11 protein-coding genes are annotated in these 19,266 nt (G+C 38.0%); 8 read left to right on the top strand and 3 right to left on the bottom strand.

The features are described from left to right. Positions 1-121 precede the first annotated feature (121 nt). From QNI22_RS00775 to QNI22_RS00765, 3 genes are all read left to right on the top strand, one after another. Complete coding sequence (locus tag QNI22_RS00775) at positions 122-2,086, top strand: DUF3857 domain-containing protein (RefSeq protein WP_314508693.1); 1,965 nt, start codon at positions 122-124, stop codon at positions 2,084-2,086. A gap of 17 nt (positions 2,087-2,103) precedes the next feature. After that, a complete protein-coding gene (locus tag QNI22_RS00770; protein ID WP_314508692.1) occupies positions 2,104-4,017 on the top strand; it encodes a DUF3857 domain-containing transglutaminase family protein in 1,914 nt (637 codons plus the stop codon). A gap of 307 nt (positions 4,018-4,324) precedes the next feature. Next, entirely contained in the window at positions 4,325-5,656 is a 1,332-nt protein-coding gene (locus QNI22_RS00765) for a glutamate-1-semialdehyde 2,1-aminomutase (protein WP_314508691.1), read from the top strand. Between the two features lie 59 nt (positions 5,657-5,715). On the opposite strand, the gene QNI22_RS00760 is transcribed toward QNI22_RS00765, so the two are convergent. Then, complete coding sequence (locus QNI22_RS00760; RefSeq protein ID WP_314508690.1) at positions 5,716-6,810, bottom strand: Gfo/Idh/MocA family protein; 1,095 nt, start codon at positions 6,808-6,810, stop codon at positions 5,716-5,718. A 509-nt stretch (positions 6,811-7,319) separates the two neighbouring features. Between QNI22_RS00760 and QNI22_RS00755 the strand changes: the two genes are divergently transcribed. Together QNI22_RS00755 and QNI22_RS00750 are read left to right on the top strand one after the other, a co-directional pair. After that, positions 7,320-8,099: a nucleotidyltransferase family protein gene (locus tag QNI22_RS00755; protein ID WP_314508689.1), complete on the top strand. Its 780-nt coding sequence runs from the start codon at positions 7,320-7,322 to the stop codon at positions 8,097-8,099. Positions 8,100-8,194: 95 nt separating this feature from the next. After that, positions 8,195-9,979: a M61 family metallopeptidase gene (locus tag QNI22_RS00750; protein WP_314508688.1), complete on the top strand. Its 1,785-nt coding sequence runs from the start codon at positions 8,195-8,197 to the stop codon at positions 9,977-9,979. A 57-nt stretch (positions 9,980-10,036) separates the two neighbouring features. Here the strand turns inward: QNI22_RS00750 and QNI22_RS00745 are convergent, their stop codons facing one another. Both QNI22_RS00745 and QNI22_RS00740 read right to left on the bottom strand, forming a co-directional pair. Next, positions 10,037-11,776 carry a M14 family metallopeptidase gene (locus tag QNI22_RS00745; RefSeq protein WP_314508687.1) on the bottom strand — a complete coding sequence of 580 codons (1,740 nt, stop codon included), beginning with the start codon at positions 11,774-11,776 and terminating at the stop codon, positions 10,037-10,039. A gap of 166 nt (positions 11,777-11,942) precedes the next feature. Then, entirely contained in the window at positions 11,943-14,399 is a 2,457-nt protein-coding gene (locus QNI22_RS00740; RefSeq protein WP_314508686.1) for a T9SS type A sorting domain-containing protein, read from the bottom strand. A gap of 629 nt (positions 14,400-15,028) precedes the next feature. On the opposite strand from QNI22_RS00740, the gene QNI22_RS00735 reads away from it, so the two are divergent. The 3 genes from QNI22_RS00735 to QNI22_RS00725 all read left to right on the top strand — a co-directional run bounded on the left by QNI22_RS00735 (position 15,029) and on the right by QNI22_RS00725 (position 19,264). After that, on the top strand, positions 15,029-16,864 hold the full coding sequence (locus tag QNI22_RS00735) for a M61 family metallopeptidase (RefSeq protein ID WP_314508685.1): 1,836 nt from the start codon (positions 15,029-15,031) through the stop codon (positions 16,862-16,864). Between the two features lie 53 nt (positions 16,865-16,917). Beyond that, positions 16,918-18,237, top strand: coding sequence for an ethanolamine permease (eat, locus tag QNI22_RS00730; protein ID WP_314508684.1), 1,320 nt, complete (start codon positions 16,918-16,920; stop codon positions 18,235-18,237). A gap of 61 nt (positions 18,238-18,298) precedes the next feature. After that, positions 18,299-19,264, top strand: a complete 966-nt coding sequence (locus QNI22_RS00725; RefSeq protein WP_314508683.1) for a quinone oxidoreductase family protein — start codon at positions 18,299-18,301, stop codon at positions 19,262-19,264. Positions 19,265-19,266 lie beyond the last annotated feature (2 nt).

Genomic DNA, 19,266 nt, shown 5'->3' with positions numbered 1-19,266 from the left:
TATCTATATTCTTATTAATGTAGGTTTTCTACTCTCAACCCTTACTGATGTTTGCTTTTAACAATTACACTATAAGCTTCTACCCCACCCCCTCTTACATTTAAACTTCAATTTACTATTTATGAAACACCGTTTTTTTATTCAATGCCTCTGGTATGTTGCCCTGTCAGTAGTCTCAATCCATCTAACATTTGCACAAGCAGATCCTATAAAGTTTGGCAAGATAGAATTGGCAGATCTTCAAATGAAATCATATGACAAAGATACTAGTGCAGATGCTGTTGTATTGTGCGATTATGGGAAAGCTTTTTTTAATAATAATCTACAGATTCAATTTGAGAGAATTGTAAGAATTAAAATCTTAAAGAAATCAGGATATAGCTGGGCAGATGGGATAATACCATTTTTGAAAAGTACGGGAGCCGAAGTAAAAATTATGGATCTGAAAGGAGTTACCTACAATTTACAGAATGGAGAGATAATAAAAGAAAAGATGAGTAAAGAAGCAGTTTTCTCAGAAAAGAAAAGCAAGAATCTTTATTTTCAGAAATTCACGTTACCCAATGTCAAGGAAGGTTCTGTAATTGAATACACTTATACAACAGTTTCTGATTTTTGGTATGAATTTCATAATTGGACGTTCCAAAAAGAAATTCCTGTTATTTGGAGTGAATATCGGGCATCCATTCCTGAGTATTTGTCTTATAAATTACAAATGTCTGGCTATGAAGCCCCACACATTTCAAAAACAGAGCCAGCAAATGTATCTTTTGGTACAACAAATGTATCAGGAAAAAATTATCGTTGGGTATTTAAAGATGTTCCTGCACTCAAAGAAGAACCATATATAACTACTATAGATGATTATGTCTCCAAAATAGAGTTTGAGTTAGCAAATATTTCAGTTCCTGGTGTATCATATAAATCATTTTCTAACAACTGGACCAGCATATGTGAGAATATGTTGACAGACGAAAGTTTTGGAGGACAAATCAAAAAAACCGGATTTGTAAAAGAATTTATAGCCAAAATTAAGAGTGAAAATAAAGAGCCTTTAGCTCAAGCTATTGCTAGTTACGATTTTGTACGAAAATCTATCAAATGGAATGAAGTAGAAGATGTATATAGTGATGCAACTAAAAAAGCGTATGAAACTCATAGTGGTACAACTGCTGACATTAACCTTTTGTTGATTGCTATGCTAAAAGAAATTGGTTTAGATGCTAAACCCGTTTTACTTAGCACTAGAGAAAATGGGAAAATACTCCCCTTTTATGCTACAATTTCTAAGTTCAATTATGTTATAGCTCATGTACAGCTCGGAGAGAATTCAATATTACTAGACGCTACAGATGAACATATATCCCCGGGAATGTTACCAACCAGATGTCTCAACGGTATAGGAAGACTGATTGATTCAAAAGGTGGAGACTGGATTGCATTAGACCCTAAAGAAAGAGCATCACAACTCATAAATGTCCAAATGGCTATCAATGAAGATGGAGAATTAAGTGGTAAGATAGAAAAATCATTGGCTGGTTATGATGCATGGACACACCGTAAAGAAATAATTGCAATTGGGAAGGATAAACATACCGAAAATCTGAAAAAAGAGCATCCTACCTGGCAAATATCCAAAATAGATCTCATCAACCTTGATAAGTATGCAGAAGCTTTTAGTGAGAAATATGAATTAACGATGGGTGATGCAAGTCAAAAGGCTGGAAATATTATCTATTTAAAACCACTACTTAGTGAAGCCTTAACTGACAATCCGTTTAAGCATCAAGAAAGAAAATTTCCGGTGGACTTTGCAACCGCAATGGATAGAACATATGTAGCTACAATTACTGTCCCTGAAGGTTTTAAAGTGGAGGAAATGCCTAAAAATGCCATAATGGCACTACCTGAAAATGCAGGACGATTTTCATTTATGGCTGCTGTTAACGGAAATACAATTCAGATAAGTAGCAAAATCTCTATAAGAAAACCCATATTCTATGCTGAAGAATATGCTGCACTTAGAGAGTTATATGCTCAGATTGTCAGCAAACATGCAGAGCAAATTGTATTGAAGAAAATCTAATTAAAGAAAATAGTACGATGAAAAAGCACCTCCTATTGATCATCCTCACAATTTTAGGTATGTATCAGAGTTATGCAGAGATGGTTTATCCTGTAAGTACCATCTCTGAAGCTCTTAAGAAAGATGCTCATGCAGTTATTCGCCTCCATGAAACAACCTTTACAATCAAATCTGTTGGAGAAGCGATTGAAAGAACACATTATGTGATCACTATTCTGGATGAGCAGGGCGAAGATATGGCGCGAAATTTTCAGTATTATGACAAGATGAATCGCATTACTGAATTTGACGGTATTCTTTATGATGCATTAGGTAGTAAAGTAAAAACCTTAAAAAAAACAGATATACGCGATATCAGTGCAGCAGATGGATTTTCTCTATATACTGATATGAAATTTAAGATAGCATCTTTTACCTATGCACAATATCCTTATACAGTAGAATTTACGTCTGAGGTAGTTACAACCAATTTAATGTATTATCCTCAATGGTTTCCTCAAAATGATGAAGATGTTTCACTTGAAAAAGCAACCCTGACTGTTTTATGTCCTAAGAATATCACATTACGATACAAAGAGCAAAAAATGAGCAGCTCTGTACAAGTACAGACAGCAGGAGAAGTTTCTACCTATAAATGGACATTGGAAAACCTTCCTGCACTTATAGAAGAGCCAAATGCACCATCTAATGACGAAATCATCTCTGGGGTATATCTCTCTCCTTCTGACTTTGAAGTATCAGGTTATAAAGGCAATATGACTTCCTGGGAAAATTTAGGACGTTTCCAAAGTACATTGCTTGCTGGCAGAGATGAACTTCCTGAGAATGTAAAACAGCAGATTACTCAAATTACAGCAAAAGAAACAAATAAGGTAGAAAAGATAAAAAAGGTTTACGAATACCTGCAAGCCAATACACGCTATGTGAGTATTCAGATGGGAATTGGTGGCTGGCAACCTTTTGATGCCAAGACAGTAGCTCAAAATGGATATGGAGATTGTAAGGCATTATCCAATTATACTAAGGCGATGCTTAAAGCGATAGGGATCGAATCTTACTATACTATTATTGGTGCAGGTTCAAAGCAAACTGATTTATTAGTTGATTTCTCCTCTCGTGTTAACTTTAATCATGCTATTCTATGTGTTCCTGTTGAAAAGGATACAATCTGGTTAGAATGTACTAGTCAGACAAATCCTTTTGGCTATCAAGGAAGTTTTACAGGAAACAGACATGCACTCATAATTACACCAACCGGAGGAAAACTGGTAAATACTACACGCTACACAGCTAAAGATAATCTTGTCAGCAGAAAAGTTCAGGTTAACCTTGATGTAAATGGAGATGCTATTGTAGAATCATTAGCTGCTTATCATGGAGAGCAACAGGAAGATCTTAGTTATATTTTAAATTCTCAAAATCAAGAAGACCAGAAAAAAGCTCTTTATAAAAAAATTAATATACCTAGCTTTGAGATTAATCAATTTTCTTTAACAGAGAAAAAGGCGCGTATTCCTGTTGTTACAGAAAAATTATCATTAACAGTACGTAAATGTGGATCTAAAAGTGGTACACGCATGTTTATTACCCCTAATGTAATGAATGCGTCTTCCTATATTCCACCCAAAATAGAAAACAGGAAAAATGAGATTGTACTTCGTATGGCCTATCAGGATGTAGATACAGTTATCTATCAATTGCCTAAAGGCTACGGGATAGAGTTTGTACCAGAAACAATAAAAATCGAATCGAAATTCGGAACATATCAGTCTTCATTACAAACCAAAGAAGGAGAAATTACCTATATACGCAGTGTTACTGTTAATCGGGGGAGATATCCAGCTAGTGTCTATAATGAGTGGGTAGACTTTAGAAAGAAGATTGTCAAGGCAGACAAAACACAAATGGTTTTAGTGAATAAAGGCTCCTGATAGAATCGGAACGAAATCTAAAAAGGTGTTTGTGATATTGCAAACACCTTTTTTTGTATAAAATTTGTTGTATAAAATTCAAAATATACAACTATTAAAATTCATAAATCATTGTTGCACTGTATATAACTTCTACAAACTTATTATATTAGCTATGTATGTTGACTTATGTAAGATAAACCAGAAGTTTACATATTGCCGCTTTTTATTATTAATTATAAAATTCCAGAAGCTTGCCTCCATAATTATATAGTTGAATACGCCGGTCTAATACCTTTTCATGTTTCATACAAAATCTATACACCCTATGAATCACACCGTTACTGAAATTGGCAGCTTTGTGCAATCAAACGCATTACAAAAACGCTTTAACGAAATTATACCTGGTGGTAGTCATACATATGCCAAAGGGGATGATCAGTATCCGGAAACATCTTTACCTTATATAGTCAAAGGTAAAGGATGCCATATCTGGGATGTGGATGGCAATGAATTTATTGAGTACGCCATGGGTCTCCGTTCCGTTACATTAGGACATGCGTTTACTCCTGTTAATGAGGCGGCCAAACAAGCAATGGATCTGGGGATTAATTTTAATCGTCCTGCTACTATTGAACTGGAATGTGCAGAAATAGTGCTGGATATAATCAAAGGCCAGGAAATGGTTAAGTTTGCCAAGAATGGCTCTGATGCAACTTCTGCAGCTGTATTATTAGCGCGGGCCTATACAGGACGTGATATGATTGCTATTTGTGGAGATCATCCGTTTTTCTCAGTAGAAGGCTGGTTTATTGGAACTACAGCTGTCAACTCTGGTATTCCGAAAGCTATTCAGGATATGACAGTAAAATTCAAATACAATGATCTTCAAAGTCTGAAAGATCTATTTGCTCAATATCCTAATCAAATAGCCTGTATCATTCTGGAAGCGGAAAAAGATGTTCCTCCTGCACCAAATTACTTTAAAGAATTAAAAAAGCTTTGTCATGAGAATGGTGCGGTATTCATCCTGGACGAAATCATTACAGGGTTTCGCTGGCACAATGGTGGGGCTCAAACCATGTATGACATCCAGCCGGATCTGGCAAGTTTTGGTAAAGCTATTGCTAATGGATTTGCCTTATCAGCTTTGGTAGGAAAAAAAGAGATCATGCAATTGGGTGGTTTGCAACATGATAAAGATCGGGTATTCTTAATGTCAACGACCTATGGAGCTGAAAGTCATGCCTTGGCAGCAGCAATGGCTACTATAAAAGTGTATCAGCAGGAACCTGTAATTCAACATTTATATACTCAGGGAGCAAAGTTGAGAAAAGGTATTGAGCAATCTGTACAGGAACTGCACCTGGAAGGACATTTTGGCGTTTCAGGAAAAGATTGTGCACTGGTATATTATACTAAAGACCAGCAAAAACAACCTTCTCAACCTTACAGAACTTTATTTCTGCAGGAAACGATGAGACGTGGTTTATTGGCTCCATCACTAATTGTGAGTTATTCCCATTCTGATCAGGATGTAGCTCAAACACTTGACATTATCCATGAATCGTTACAAGTTTATCGGAAGGCATTAGATGAAGGAATTGAAAAATATCTGCTTGGCCGTCCAGTAAAACCTGTGTATAGAAAGAAGAATTAAATACTTCAAAAAGAGAAGCCGGATGTTATGTGATCCGGCTTCTTTATTTTTATTGCCTCCTACAATTTTACCTGCTTTCCTGAACGGGCAGCCTGATAAATAGCTTCTACAATTCTGATATCCCGTAGTCCTTCTTCGCCTGGTACCAGAAGAGATCGATTAGCTAAAATAACTTCTGCATCATCATCCATCTGTTTTGCCTGTTGGTTAGCCAATGGAAACTGAATAGTACCTTGTGAACTTATGCCCTGATTTCCACTATATGAAGAAAACGGCTCCATCTTAAAAAAACCTTTCTCACAGTTAGCCTGAAGGTAGTTCATATTAATTCCAAAACTGGTATGACAGGCCGCAACAGTACCACTTGGGAATTGTAATTGAAATAATGTAGTTTCATCTACATCCTTATAAATTTCAGGTCTGGTAGTAAAGTGTTGGGCTGTTACAGCTATAGGCTCCTCTCCTGTGGCTAATCTTGCACCCTGTAATGCATATACTCCCATATCATACATTACACCTCCTCCTAATGCCTTTTTTTGCTTCCAGTGATCTGTACGCGGATCAAAATATCCAGCTCCGCATGCAACCATCTGAACCTTTCCAAATGTTTTTTCTTTTGCAAAGCGCATGTATTCACGAGTATTCGGATCATGCTGGCAACGATACCCAATAGCCAGCTTTACTTTGTTATCCCTACAAGCTTTAATCATTGATTCACATTCAGCAACTGTCATTGCCATAGGTTTCTCACAAAATACATGTTTGCCAGCTTTTGCTGCTCTGATAGTATATTCAGCATGCATAGAAGGAGGCAATACCACATATACTACATCAATATCCGGGTTATTGGCTATCTGATCAAAATTCTGATAGTTGTAAATATTCTTATCCGGAATCTTATACTGTTTCTTCCATCTTTCGGCCTTTTCCGGAGTTCCTGTCACAATTCCAGCCAGATAACATTTTTTTGTTAATTGCAGAGCAGGTGCGAGCAAATCTGTACTATAATATCCCAATCCCACTAACGCTATTCCCAATCGGGATTTTTGAATACGATTTGTACATGCAAGGAGTGAATGAGAGGAAAAAACTGTAGAAGCTGCCCCACTCATCATCATTACCTGAAGAAAATTTCGGCGTGAGAATGTTTTCATGTAAATGGTTGTCTGGTGAAAAAACAGAATTGATTAAGTTTCTATCTTATATGATTTACAAATGCAGAAGAAGTAAAGATATATCACACAATTTATTTGAGTTAGTGGATAGATGCAATAGGGATGAAAAGTATGTCTTCAATAAAATCAAGCCTACATTTAGTATAAGGATAATCTTTTAGGTATTACGAAACAAGGAAAAGAACATGTAAACAATAGAGCAGGGTCTATTAATAAAGATGAATCCCATCTTGTATTAGACAATGTATCTTATATCATTGACAAGCTCACTAAATCTACTTTGATTATCAGCTATCCATATCCCCAAACAGACTCTATAGAAAATAACACATATAAATACACCTTCACCGAAACCTGGATATCAGAAGAATAACTATACAGTATGTTATTACATTTCCAACCACCTGTTTACTAAATCAATTATCTGCCGATTACCAGTTTTACTATTGGCAGCTTTTTTTTTCGCTAAAATTCCTGCAATTTTCGGCATGGATCAAGATATTATCGGATTAATTCCTGCGGGAGGTAAGGCAACCCGCATTTCACCACTGCCCTGTAGTAAAGAATTATTTCCATTAGGGCTATATCCAACCTCTGATGGAGGACTTCGTCCCAAAGCTGTAGCTACATATTTACTGGAAGATATGCGTGCAGGAGGTGCAGACAAAGCATTTATAGTCATTCGGCAAGGCAAATGGGATATTCCTGCTTATTATGGAGATGGTGCAATGTTAAACATGCATATAGGATATTTGTTAATGAATGTCCCTTATGGTCCACCTTACACACTGGATCAAGCCTATCCATTCGTGCAGAACAATATTGTTGTAATGGGCTTCCCTGACATCCTGATTACTCCACGGGATGCATTTAAAGACATAGTGTCTGAGTTAAAATCTACATCTGCAGATGTGGTATTGGGGCTTTTCCCAACTGAATTCCCGCATAAATGGGATCCTGTTGACCTGGCAACAGACGGAAGAATTGTTAAGGTAGAGATTAAACCTACTCAAACTTCTCTCAAATATGTATGGGCAATTGCCGCCTGGTCTCCTGCTTTTACGCAGTTTATGCATGAGTATCTGGAACACAGACGACCTGAATTTGAAACAGGCAATGCCCGTGAAATCATTTTCAGTGACATCATGCAAGCTGCTATTGACAATGGTCTACATGTACGCGGGGTCTTGTTTGAAGACGGCAGCTGTCTGGATGTGGGAACTCCCAATGACTTGCAGAAAGCGCTTCAGACACTTTATTCTGTTTGATTTGACGATTCTGTTTAAACGCAGCAAAGTAATACCAGCGTTTTTTACTATTTTGCGAACCTAACCAACATTCTAGATACCAAAACCTGTTGCTAATGAAAAAAAGCTTTATTCTCTCTTCACTCCTTATTCTCCTCTCTTCAACGATTCTGCAGGCAGCCCCTAAATTATCGTATTTCCTGAGTATGGATGAACCTCACACCCACTACTTTACAGTCAAAATTACCGTTAGTGGTCTTAAACAATCTACTATTGATTTTAAATTACCAGTCTGGACACCTGGTTCATACCTGGTGCGTGAGTATGCCCGCAATGTAGAAGGGTTCACTGCAGTGAGTGGTAAGAGTAGTTCGCTAAAAAGCGAAAAAGTATCTAAAAATGCATGGAGAGTGTATAGTAACAATGCAGAAGAAGTCACTGTAGAGTACAAAGTATACGCATTTGAAGTAAGTGTTCGTACACCTTATCTGGATGCATCTCATGGTTATGTGCAACCAGCAGCAGTATTCATGTATATTGATAAGCAACAAGAGCTCCCTTCTACAGTAACTGTTAAACCCTACAAAGACTGGACTCAGATTTCTACAGGTTTATCCGCTGCCGGAAAAGATAAATGGACACTGGCAGTTCCCAATTATGATATTCTGGTTGATTCCCCTATCGAAGTTGGCAATCAGAAGATATTTGAATTCACAGCCTTGGGTATTCCTCACAAAGTAGCTATGTATGGAATTGGAAACTATGAGGAAGGAAAACTGGCTGACGACATGAAAAAAATTGTAGAAGAAGCTGGTAAAGTAGTAGGCGAAAATCCAAATAAAGATTACACATTTATTGTACATAATCTGCAAAATGGTGGCGGTGGTCTGGAACACCTGAATTCAACTACTCTGCAAACTACTCGCTGGAGTTATGAAAATAACTATGTAGGCTTCTTAACTCTGGTTGCTCATGAGTATTTCCATTTATGGAATGTAAAACGTATACGCCCACAAGTATTAGGACCTTTTGATTATGATAATGAGAACTACACACATATGTTGTGGGTATCAGAAGGATTTACCAGCTACTATGAAGATCTGATCGCACATCGTGCAGGCTTTATGGATGCAAGTCAGTTTATTACGACCATTGCAAACGGAATTGGCAGTACAGAAAACCAACCAGGTAATAAAGTTCAGTCAGCAGCAGAGTCAAGCTGGGATGCATGGATTAAATACTATCGTCCAGATGAAAACTCTCGCAACTCTACTATTTCCTACTATACAAAAGGTGGAGTAATTGCTCCTATGCTGGATCTGGAAATCATTCATAGTACCAATGGACAAAAATCACTGGATGATGTGATGAAATTCCTATATGAAGAATACTATAAAAAACAGAAACGTGGTTTTACAGATACAGAGTTTCAACAAACCGTGGAGAAGATAGCAGGACACAGCATGGATGATTTCTTCAGAAACAATATCTACGATGCCAAAACAATTGATTACAATAAATTCCTAGGTTATGCCGGATTACGTTTAGGAGAATACAAATCAAATCCACAAGCAGCATTTCTGGGAGCAACAACTTCATTCTCATCAGGAAAGCTAACCATTAATGGTGTATCCAAAGGGACTCCTGCCTATGAGTATGGATTAAATGTAAACGATGAGATTATCGCCATTGATAACTTCCGTCTGGGAGATGATTTACAACAGTGGCTTGGAAGAAAAAAAGCTGGAGATAAAGTAGTATTTACGATTAGCCGTGGAGGAATTCTTCAAAATATTAATGTTGTTTTAAGCAGTAATCCTGCAATTAGTTATCGCATTGAGAAAATCTCCAATCCGTCTTCTCAACAGGATGTGGTATTGAAAAAATGGGTTAAACTGTAATAACTAACCTGTTATAATAAAGCAAAAGGAGGAGTCTGACAGACTCCTCCTTTTGCTTTATAGAATTCGAAAGACAGGATAACGTAGATGAGATGGTTCGTAATAAGGAGAATTTCTATATACGAAATCCAGTTGTGCTCTGGGGTTATTACGAAACTTTTCGTCTGAAGCTTTTTGGTCTTCCAACTTTTTTCGCAGTTCCGGCTTTTCATTGAGTAGTTTCTCAGCGAGCTCTTCAAATACATAATCAGAGTATCCCTCCTTTTGCTGAAGAATACTATCAAAAAAATTCCAGTTAAAGAATGAATCTGTCGCTTGGGGTTCCAGCGTCTCTACAATATACCGGTTGGCAGTCTGATTGCAAGGGACTATATAATCTCCAGCTCGAAAAACCAGGGTTTGGTTTTCCTTACGAAGTTTTACATCTGAATGCAAATAATGCCCTTCAAAAGCACGTCCGGAGGTCTTGAAATCTGCTATATAATATACTTCTACTTCCACACTTGTATCACGGGACACCTGCTGCAACTCTACTTTATTGAGTTTCAGTCTTGTAATAATACTCTCCCACTGCTGTGGAATAAGATAGGCTTGAGGCTTTTGAACAGTAGTTTTTGGGGTAAATGTATTGTAATAAGGAATTTCTTTTGTGTAAGGCTTTGTTCTGTCATAGAATAGTCGTTTTCCTGTAGTCACCTTACTGGGTATCATTCTACCTTCATATCCTTTGAAAACAATCTTTTCAGAAACAGATTTATCCAATTGCCACTCCACAACAAAATTGGTTTGAGTCTTTACATTCTCTATATCCTGCTGTTTCAATGTTCGTATTTTTTGCCCGTCGATTTGTAACATAGTCAACATACTAATCATAAACTGGTAGGTACCCTCTACACGTTGAGCGAAAGGTTTCAGCATATGTGTTTCAGGCATGAACCCTATGGTTTGAAACAATGCAGTATATCCGGTAGAATAACGGGCCGTTTCCAGAAATCCTGCAATACCAGCGGAATCAGGAGTAGTCGCAAATTCATTGACATAAGGTGTCATTTCAAACTTTGCCTCTTTCATTTGCCGCTTTAGCTCAGGAACCAATCTGGTGTCCAGATACTTCCCCAGTTCTCCTCCCAGTTTATTTTTCTGAGGGGCAATGTAAGTCATTATATACTGATAGTCTGCCCCGTTACTCACATGGTTATCAATAAATAAATCGGGTTGCCACTCTCTAAAAATAGAGACAAAGGTTTGTGCATTTTTCGTATCATTTTTAATAAAGTCCCGGTTCAGATCATAATTTCGGGAATTTCCTCTGAATCCATACTCGGCAGGTCCATTCTGATTCGCTCGACTGTATTTGCCGCGGTTTAATATCCCATCTACATTATAAAAAGGAATTACGCAAATGACTGTATTCTGAATTAATGGCTGCAGTTTTTTGTCCTGCAACAAATTACGCAACAGCATCAGACTTGCATCTACCCCATCAGGTTCCCCAGGATGAATCCCATTGTTAACAAGCAATATGCTCCGTCCTGATTTTCGGATGGCAAACGGGTCAAAACTTTGTTGAACATCCAATACAGCAAGGTGCAGAGGTTTGCCTATATCTGTTGTGCCATAGGTTACAAGTTTAAGCTTGTCATACTGGCGATCCAGCTTTTCCAGAAATTCAATACCTTCCTGATATGTAACCGTTTCTGTCCCTTTGGTGCGTTCAAACTTGGTTTGAAATTCGTTTTTTTGTGCCTGAGAGGAGATGTATACTGATAGAGATAGGATTAGTAAGAAATGCTTCATAAAGGAATTGGTTTGTTGGTCTGACTTGTCAGATGCAAGATCATCTCAAAAAATTGAACAACCAATACTCTATCACGAAAAGTATCCCTATATACTACCAATAGCCACAACATATCTGTGGCTATTGGTAGTCTGTCCATAAGCAGAACAAAATCAATTATTAGGATTATTGCTTCACGATTTTAAATTGTTCAGCCTTTCCATCACTACCCCTCACCTGGATAAGGTACATTCCAGGCTTTAATCCACTACCATTTATCTGAATCTGACTATTACCTTGAGCACTGTATTGGTTTATGATTCTGCCATCTATAGAAATCACCTCAACGATAGCTTTACTGTAACCACTGTGTAGCTGGATTTTAAAATCACTTACAGATGGATTAGGAGAAACTATAGACTGTAAAGAAGACTCCATATTTTCAGACAAAACTTTTCTGGCAGCAGATGAACAACCACTGGTAAATAACGTAAAGTACTGTTGAGCGATTAACCCACCTGAAGCGGTCTGTGTTTTTACTTCGATCAGATACTGACCAGAAGCATTCAACTGCTGAAAGAAATCTGGTACAGCAATAGTTTTTGTTGCTGACATAGCATCTGAAAGCTGATAGCTGTATTCATGTATTACTTGTCTTGGATCATTTCTGAATACCTTTATAGAGAGCATTTGTGCATTGATATTGTTTGCATTAAACAATGCATTCGTACTATCACAAATACTAACAGTTGCATTATTTACTGGCCAAAGTAACAATGGATTCGTCCCTTGTGCTGGCGCTGTTGTAAAGAGAATAGTTGTATCTAAACGAAGATAAGGTCTACTATCGAAAGCTCCGATAACCAAATAACTCAGTTTCATCTGGTAAGTAGTACCCGCTTGCAAACTATCAATCTGCCAGGAAGGTGTCGAACCTACAGGAAAATTGGTTGAGAGCATCCTCTTTCTGAAATCACTGCCTTGCCAGTCTGCCGGATAACGATCGATCAGATAGTATTCATAAGCAAAGTCTATATCTGTAAAAGGAGGCGACGTTGGTTCCTGTATTCGAACCTGAACAGGACGCTCCACATTATTTTGTCCGGGGGTAGGTGAAAGAAAAGTTAATGGTAGATCTTTACCCAATGGACGAGGCAGAATCTTTATAGCGTATGAGACAGAATCCAGTCTTGTATGAAGTGAATCATATGTAATCATATCTACCCTCGCATCAAATAGTTTCCCCGTATTGGGTGTGCTGATATATAGAGTTCTGGTTACATCACTGGTAGCTAGCTGAGCATTAGCGAAATAAAATAATGGTACGGGTTCAGACCTTACATAATCTATTCTTTGACCTGTTTGTGTATTATAAAAGCGTACATCCATAGACCTGGCTATTGGGTTGTTAGCATTTACAACATAACTTCCCATACTCAAATCAAAAACACCTCTCTGATACAGAACCATTACAGAATCAGGTTTAGGTGAGAGGAGCAAAGGTTTACTGCTACTTATCACTGGCTTAGTCGTGAACGTAATGATAGTATCCAGGTTAATGTATGGCTGGGCATCCAAGGTATTGAAAACTGTGTAGTTCAATTTCAACTGATAGGTTGTACCAGGTTGCAGGCTATCTATATCCCAAGAACCAATCGATCCGGAAAAATACCTTCTCACAGTGGTATTTTTTCTAAAATCGCTCCCTTGCCAATCCGCAGGATACCGATCAATCTCATAACCGGAATAAACAAACTCTATGTCTGTAAAAGGAGTTGTATCCGGATGCTTTATTCGAACCTGAACAGGAAGTGCGACATTACTTTGCCCGGGGGTAGGTGAAAGCAATTGTATAGGTATATCCTTAGAAAATGGTCTGGGTATAATTGTGATTGGATAAGAAGCAGAATCCAATAACACATGTAGTGAATCGTAGGTAACAATAGTTACTTTTCCACCAAAGGGTTTACCTGTAATTCCTTCACTGATACTTCCTTCATAAATATATTGTGTACGACTCACATTGCTGATAGCAGCCTGCGCATCTTGTAAATAAATCTCAGATACGGGACCTCCTCTTACATAATTAATTTGCTCGCCAGTCCTGGCATTCAAAACCTTTACACTCATATACCGAGCAATTGGGTTATTGGCATTTACAATATAAGTTCCCATGCTTTTGTAAAGTACCCCTCTCTCAGATAAAATCAATGCTGAGTCAGGCTTGGGAGATATTAATAAAGGTTTACTTGCAATCTGAATAGGCAATGATGAGGTAAAAAAGGTAAAGTATAATTGTTTGAGAAACCCACCATTGGCATTGAGCGTTTTCAGCTCTATCAGATATTGCTGTGAGGGCTTTAATAAACTCTTGTCCCACGAACTAAAAGTAACAGCTTGGGTTGCTTCATTTGCTGTCAGATTTTTAGCATCTGCAAATATCAGATTACGCGGATCATTAAGCCAGACCCGAATAGCAATATATCGGGCAGTAGGTTCATTGGCATTAACCGTAAATCCAGAAAGATCTTTAAGACTAACTGTAGAATTTGCCTGCGGGAAAATTAATACAGGCGACTGAATCGCATAGCTGGTTGTGAAAATGTTGCCGAATAACATCAGCAACCAATAAAAATGTTTCATAGCTTTAGGTGTTTTTAAATGGAAATTAAACAGGTATTAAGAAGTGGAGATTTCCACTCGTCTGTGTATTAAACAGGTGACTCTCAATCTATTAATTCTGTTTTTTTGGCAGGATAAACAATTGATATAATATTTTTTTTCTAAGTAATTATATTCATTCTGAGAGTTGTTTTAATAGTAAATACAATTACATCTTCTCAAAAGAATATTTCCTATCTTTATTTCATATTCCAAGTATTTCACTAATTTGAGGATTGAGGCAAAGCACTATCAAGTGCACACAGATTGATTATCATTGAGGATTTGGAGAGAGACAGATGGCCCAAAATAAGCATAGCCAGATTAGATTCACCAGAGTATATAGTATGTTTACCAGTAAACTAGGATAACATTACTATACAAGTGATGATTTGCCTATACCTAGTGATATGTTCGATTCTATGAAAAAGTCTATATATTTTAATGTTATTATCTAACTAAGCATACTTGCAACTGAAAATAATCCATCATCCTTCACAGACTTGAGCAAAAAATAGTATCTTCAAAACCGGAAGGTATCTGAAACTAAGAATAGTACCATTCCGGACATTAAAAACAAGCTAAAAATCTTTATTCACTTTACAATCTTCATGAAAAAAACACTAGTATCTGTTTTTACAATCTTTTTCATTGTCTCTTTAGGGTATTGCCAATCAGCAATCTATTATAGAGTATCTTTTCCCAATGCGGTTCATCACGAAGCAGAAATTACAGCTAACTTCTCAGGTTTATCCAGTCAGCCACTGATAGTTCGAATGAGCCGATCTTCTCCAGGCCGTTATGCAACACATGAGTTTGGTAAGAATATTTATAATCTGAAGGCTACTGATGCCAATGGAAATTATATTGCAATCAATCGGCTAGAGTCAGATGTATGGGAAATACCGAAACATGGGACCACGGTCAATATTCTGTACACATTATTTGGAAATCTGGTCGATGGTACGTATGTGGGCATTGATGAAACACATGCCCATTTGAATATGCCTGCCACCTTTCTGTGGGCCAAAGGTTTAGAGAGTGCACCTATCAGTATTACATTTGACATACCAGATGGTTCAAACTGGAAAGTAGCCACCCAACTCAAACCAGCCCCTGAGCCAAATACTTTCTCAGCTCCGAATCTGCAATACTTCATGGATTCACCAACTGAGCTAAGCAACTTTACACTGAAAGAATGGACTGTAACCAACACTGATAAAAAGTCTCTTACCATTCGTCTTGCCTTACATCATGATGGTACAGATGAAAATGTAACTACCTATACTCCTATGGTACAAAAAGTAGTACAGGAAGCAGGAGGTATTTTTGGTGAATGGCCTTCCTATGATTATAGTACCTACACCTTTATCCAGGATGTGTTTCCAGATAATGATGGGGATGGAATGGAACACCGCAATTCAACATTCATTACAGATGCGGCATCTTTTAAAGGCAATCCGAAAGATTTTCTGGGTACAGTTTCTCATGAATTTTTTCATTGCTGGAATGTAGAGCGGATTCGTCCCAAGTCATTGGAACCATTCAATTTTGAGCATTCCAATATGAGCAGCGAACTTTGGTTTGCAGAAGGATTTACCAGCTATTATGGTGAGCTTATTTTACGAAGAGCAGGATTTTATGACAATGACCAATATACACAAAGTCTGTCAGGACAGTTAAATTATGTACTTAATTCTCCTGGTACGTATCGCTTTTCACCTGTAGAGATGAGTCAGCAGGCTCCGTTTGTGGATGCGGCCAGTTATGTAGATCCAGTCAACTTTGCCAATACCTATACTTCCTATTATCCTTATGGATGTGTAGTTGGCTTGGCTCTTGACTTATCTCTGAGAACAAAATTTAAAAACCTGACTCTGGATGATTTTATGAAATCAGTTTGGCAGACTCAGGGGAAACCGGAAAAACCCTATACTGTTTCGGATCTCCAAACCATTCTTGGACAAGTCACCAAGGACACAGCGTTTGCCAATACCTTTTTCCGTAAACATGTAACTGGCCATGAAGTAGCAGATTATCAGACTCTATTAAGCAAAATGGGATTCCTGCTTCGGAAAGCAAGACCCAATGAGGCTTTCTTTGGAAGAAATCTGAAAGGAGAACAGGGACAGATTAGTGTCAGAACAGGAACACAAATCAATACCCCGCTTTACAATGCAGGTATTGATCAGGGAGATATTATTCTTTCGGTTGAAAATACAACTGTAACAGATACTAAAAATCTGGATGAGCTCATAAAAAAACACAAGCCAGGAGATGTAGTAGCTGTACAATATAACCACAAAGGTGCTGTCAAAACCACTAAGGTTACACTAAGCGAGAATCCACAACTAGAAGTAGTTACCTATGAGAAAGCAGGAATGAAAACAACAAAGGAAATGCTGGCTTTACGTGACAACTGGTTAAAAAGCAAAGCTTTACCATAATCATAATTCCTCCTGCCAGAGATTGCTCTGGCAGGTAAACCATACAAACTACCATGCAAACCATCACAGAAACACAACCCAAACTAAAAAAAGAGATAAACACCATACAATTATGGTCGCTGGCAGTTGGTATGGTCATATCCGGAGAGTATTTTGGATGGAATTATGGTTGGCAAACTTCAGGTACCATAGGGTTTCTTTTTTCGACTCTTCTGGTTACGCTAATGTATGTCACTTTTATTTTCAGCTATACAGAACTTACTGCTGCTATTCCTAAGGCCGGAGGACCATTCTCTTTTGCTACACGTGCCTTTGGTCCCATTGGCGGCTTTATAGCGGGTTTTGCAACGCTGGTTGACTTCTTATTAGCCATGCCAGCCATTGCATATGCCTTAGGTGCCTACATACACTTTCTGATTCCCCAAATTCCGGTAGAAGAGACGGCAATCAGCATGTATGTAATATTCATTGCAGTTAACTGGTTTGGAATCAAGGAAGGTGCCCGTATTTCTTTGATTGTAACGTTGCTTTCTGTGGGCGAAATCCTATTATTCATGGGATTGATTGTTTTTAATTTTAAATCAGACAACTTTTTTGCTCATAATCCTCCAACAATCTCTTTCGGTTCCATATTTGCCGGTATTCCGTTTGCTATCTGGTTTTTTGTCGCTATCGAAGGTGTTGCTATGGTAGCAGAAGAGGTGAAAAATCCTCAGAAAACTATTCCAAGAGGATATATCTCTGCTATCATTACACTTGTTATCTTAGCACTAGGTATTATGATTCTGAGTGCTGGCGTAGGAGATTGGAGAAAACTCCAACAGATAGATCACCCATTACCAGAGGTACTGGCAATGGTGTTTGGACATGAAAGTGGATGGACCAAAATATTCACTAGTTTAGGCCTATTTGGTTTAATTGCTTCTTTTCATGGCAATACTATTAGCTATTCAAGACAGATTTTTGCATTGGCACGTGAAAATTATCTACCCAATCAACTAAGTTTTCTGAATCGTTATCAAACCCCGCACTGGGCACTCATAGCAGGAGGGTTGATTGGGGTACTAGCAATTTATTCTGGTAAAACAGACCAGATCATTGTTATGTCCGGACTTGGAGCGGTTGTGATGTATGCGATTAGTATGGTGAGCCTGCTGGTTCTGCGAAAGAAAGAACCAGATTTGGAACGACCTTATAAAACTCCATTCTATCCCATTTTTCCTTATCTGGCATTAGTTTTGGCCTTGTTTTGTACAGCAGCTATTAGTTATTTCTATCCTCTGTTAAGTGCTATCTTTTTTGGATTATTATTTTTCTTTTTAATTCTATTCGTGTTATTCGGCTTTAAATATATTAAGTCCAACATAGGATAAGCATTTTACATACCCGGTAAGGTTCTGAAATACTTATCTGCTTTATTCTCATAATCATAGTATGAAAGCCATTCAAGTTACCATCCCCGGCGGTCCTGAAGTAATGGAATATCGGGAAGTAGTCATACCAACTCCTAAACCAGGAGAAGCACTTGTTCGAATCAAATCCATTGGAGTCAATTTTATTGATATCTACCATCGGGAGGGTCGATATCCTCTTCCAACTCCCTTTACTCCGGGTTCAGAAGCAGCCGGAGTTGTAGAATCAATCGGAGATGGGGTGACAGAAGTAAAACCTGGCGACAGGGTTGCCTATGCCTTACAGATAGGCAGTTATGCCGAATATGCCGTTGTCCCAGTCAGTAAACTGGTACCTATTCCAGATTCGGTGGATGATGATAGAGCAGCGGCTGTCCTTTTACAAGGACTTACAGCCCATTATCTCTGTTATAGTACCTACCCTGTAAAACCAACCGACACTATATTGATACATGCAGGAGCAGGAGGCGTAGGACTATTATTAACCCAGATGATTCGGCAAATTGGAGCAAAAATCATTACCACGGTTTCAACAGAAGAAAAAGCTCAGCTTTCCCGACAAGCCGGAGCCGATGAAGTCATTCTATATACGCAACAAGACTTTGAAACAGAAGTCATGCGAATTACTAATCAATCTGGTGTTCAGGTAGTATATGACTCAGTAGGTAAAACAACCTTTGATAAAAGTCTGGCATGTTTGCGACCTCGAGGGTATATGGTTTTGTTTGGAGCCTCCAGTGGAGCAGTGCCCCCATTTGATCCATTACATTTAAGTAAGAAATCTATATTTCTAACCAGGCCTACATTAGGTCATTATGTATTGACTCGTGATGAACTATTGCAACGGACAAATGATTTGTTTCAATGGATAGCAGAGGGAAAACTCCAGTTGCAGATAGAACACGTTTATCGCCTAGAGGAAGTCGCCCAGGCACACAAAGATCTCGCAGCACGTATCACAACAGGAAAAGTTTTGTTAAAGCCATAACA

Origin of the sequence: Xanthocytophaga agilis, assembly GCF_030068605.1 — a bacterium.
Lineage (GTDB): Bacteria > Bacteroidota > Bacteroidia > Cytophagales > 172606-1 > Xanthocytophaga > Xanthocytophaga agilis.
Note: the sequence above shows the minus strand (reverse complement) of the source record. Positions and strands in the feature narration are given on the sequence as shown.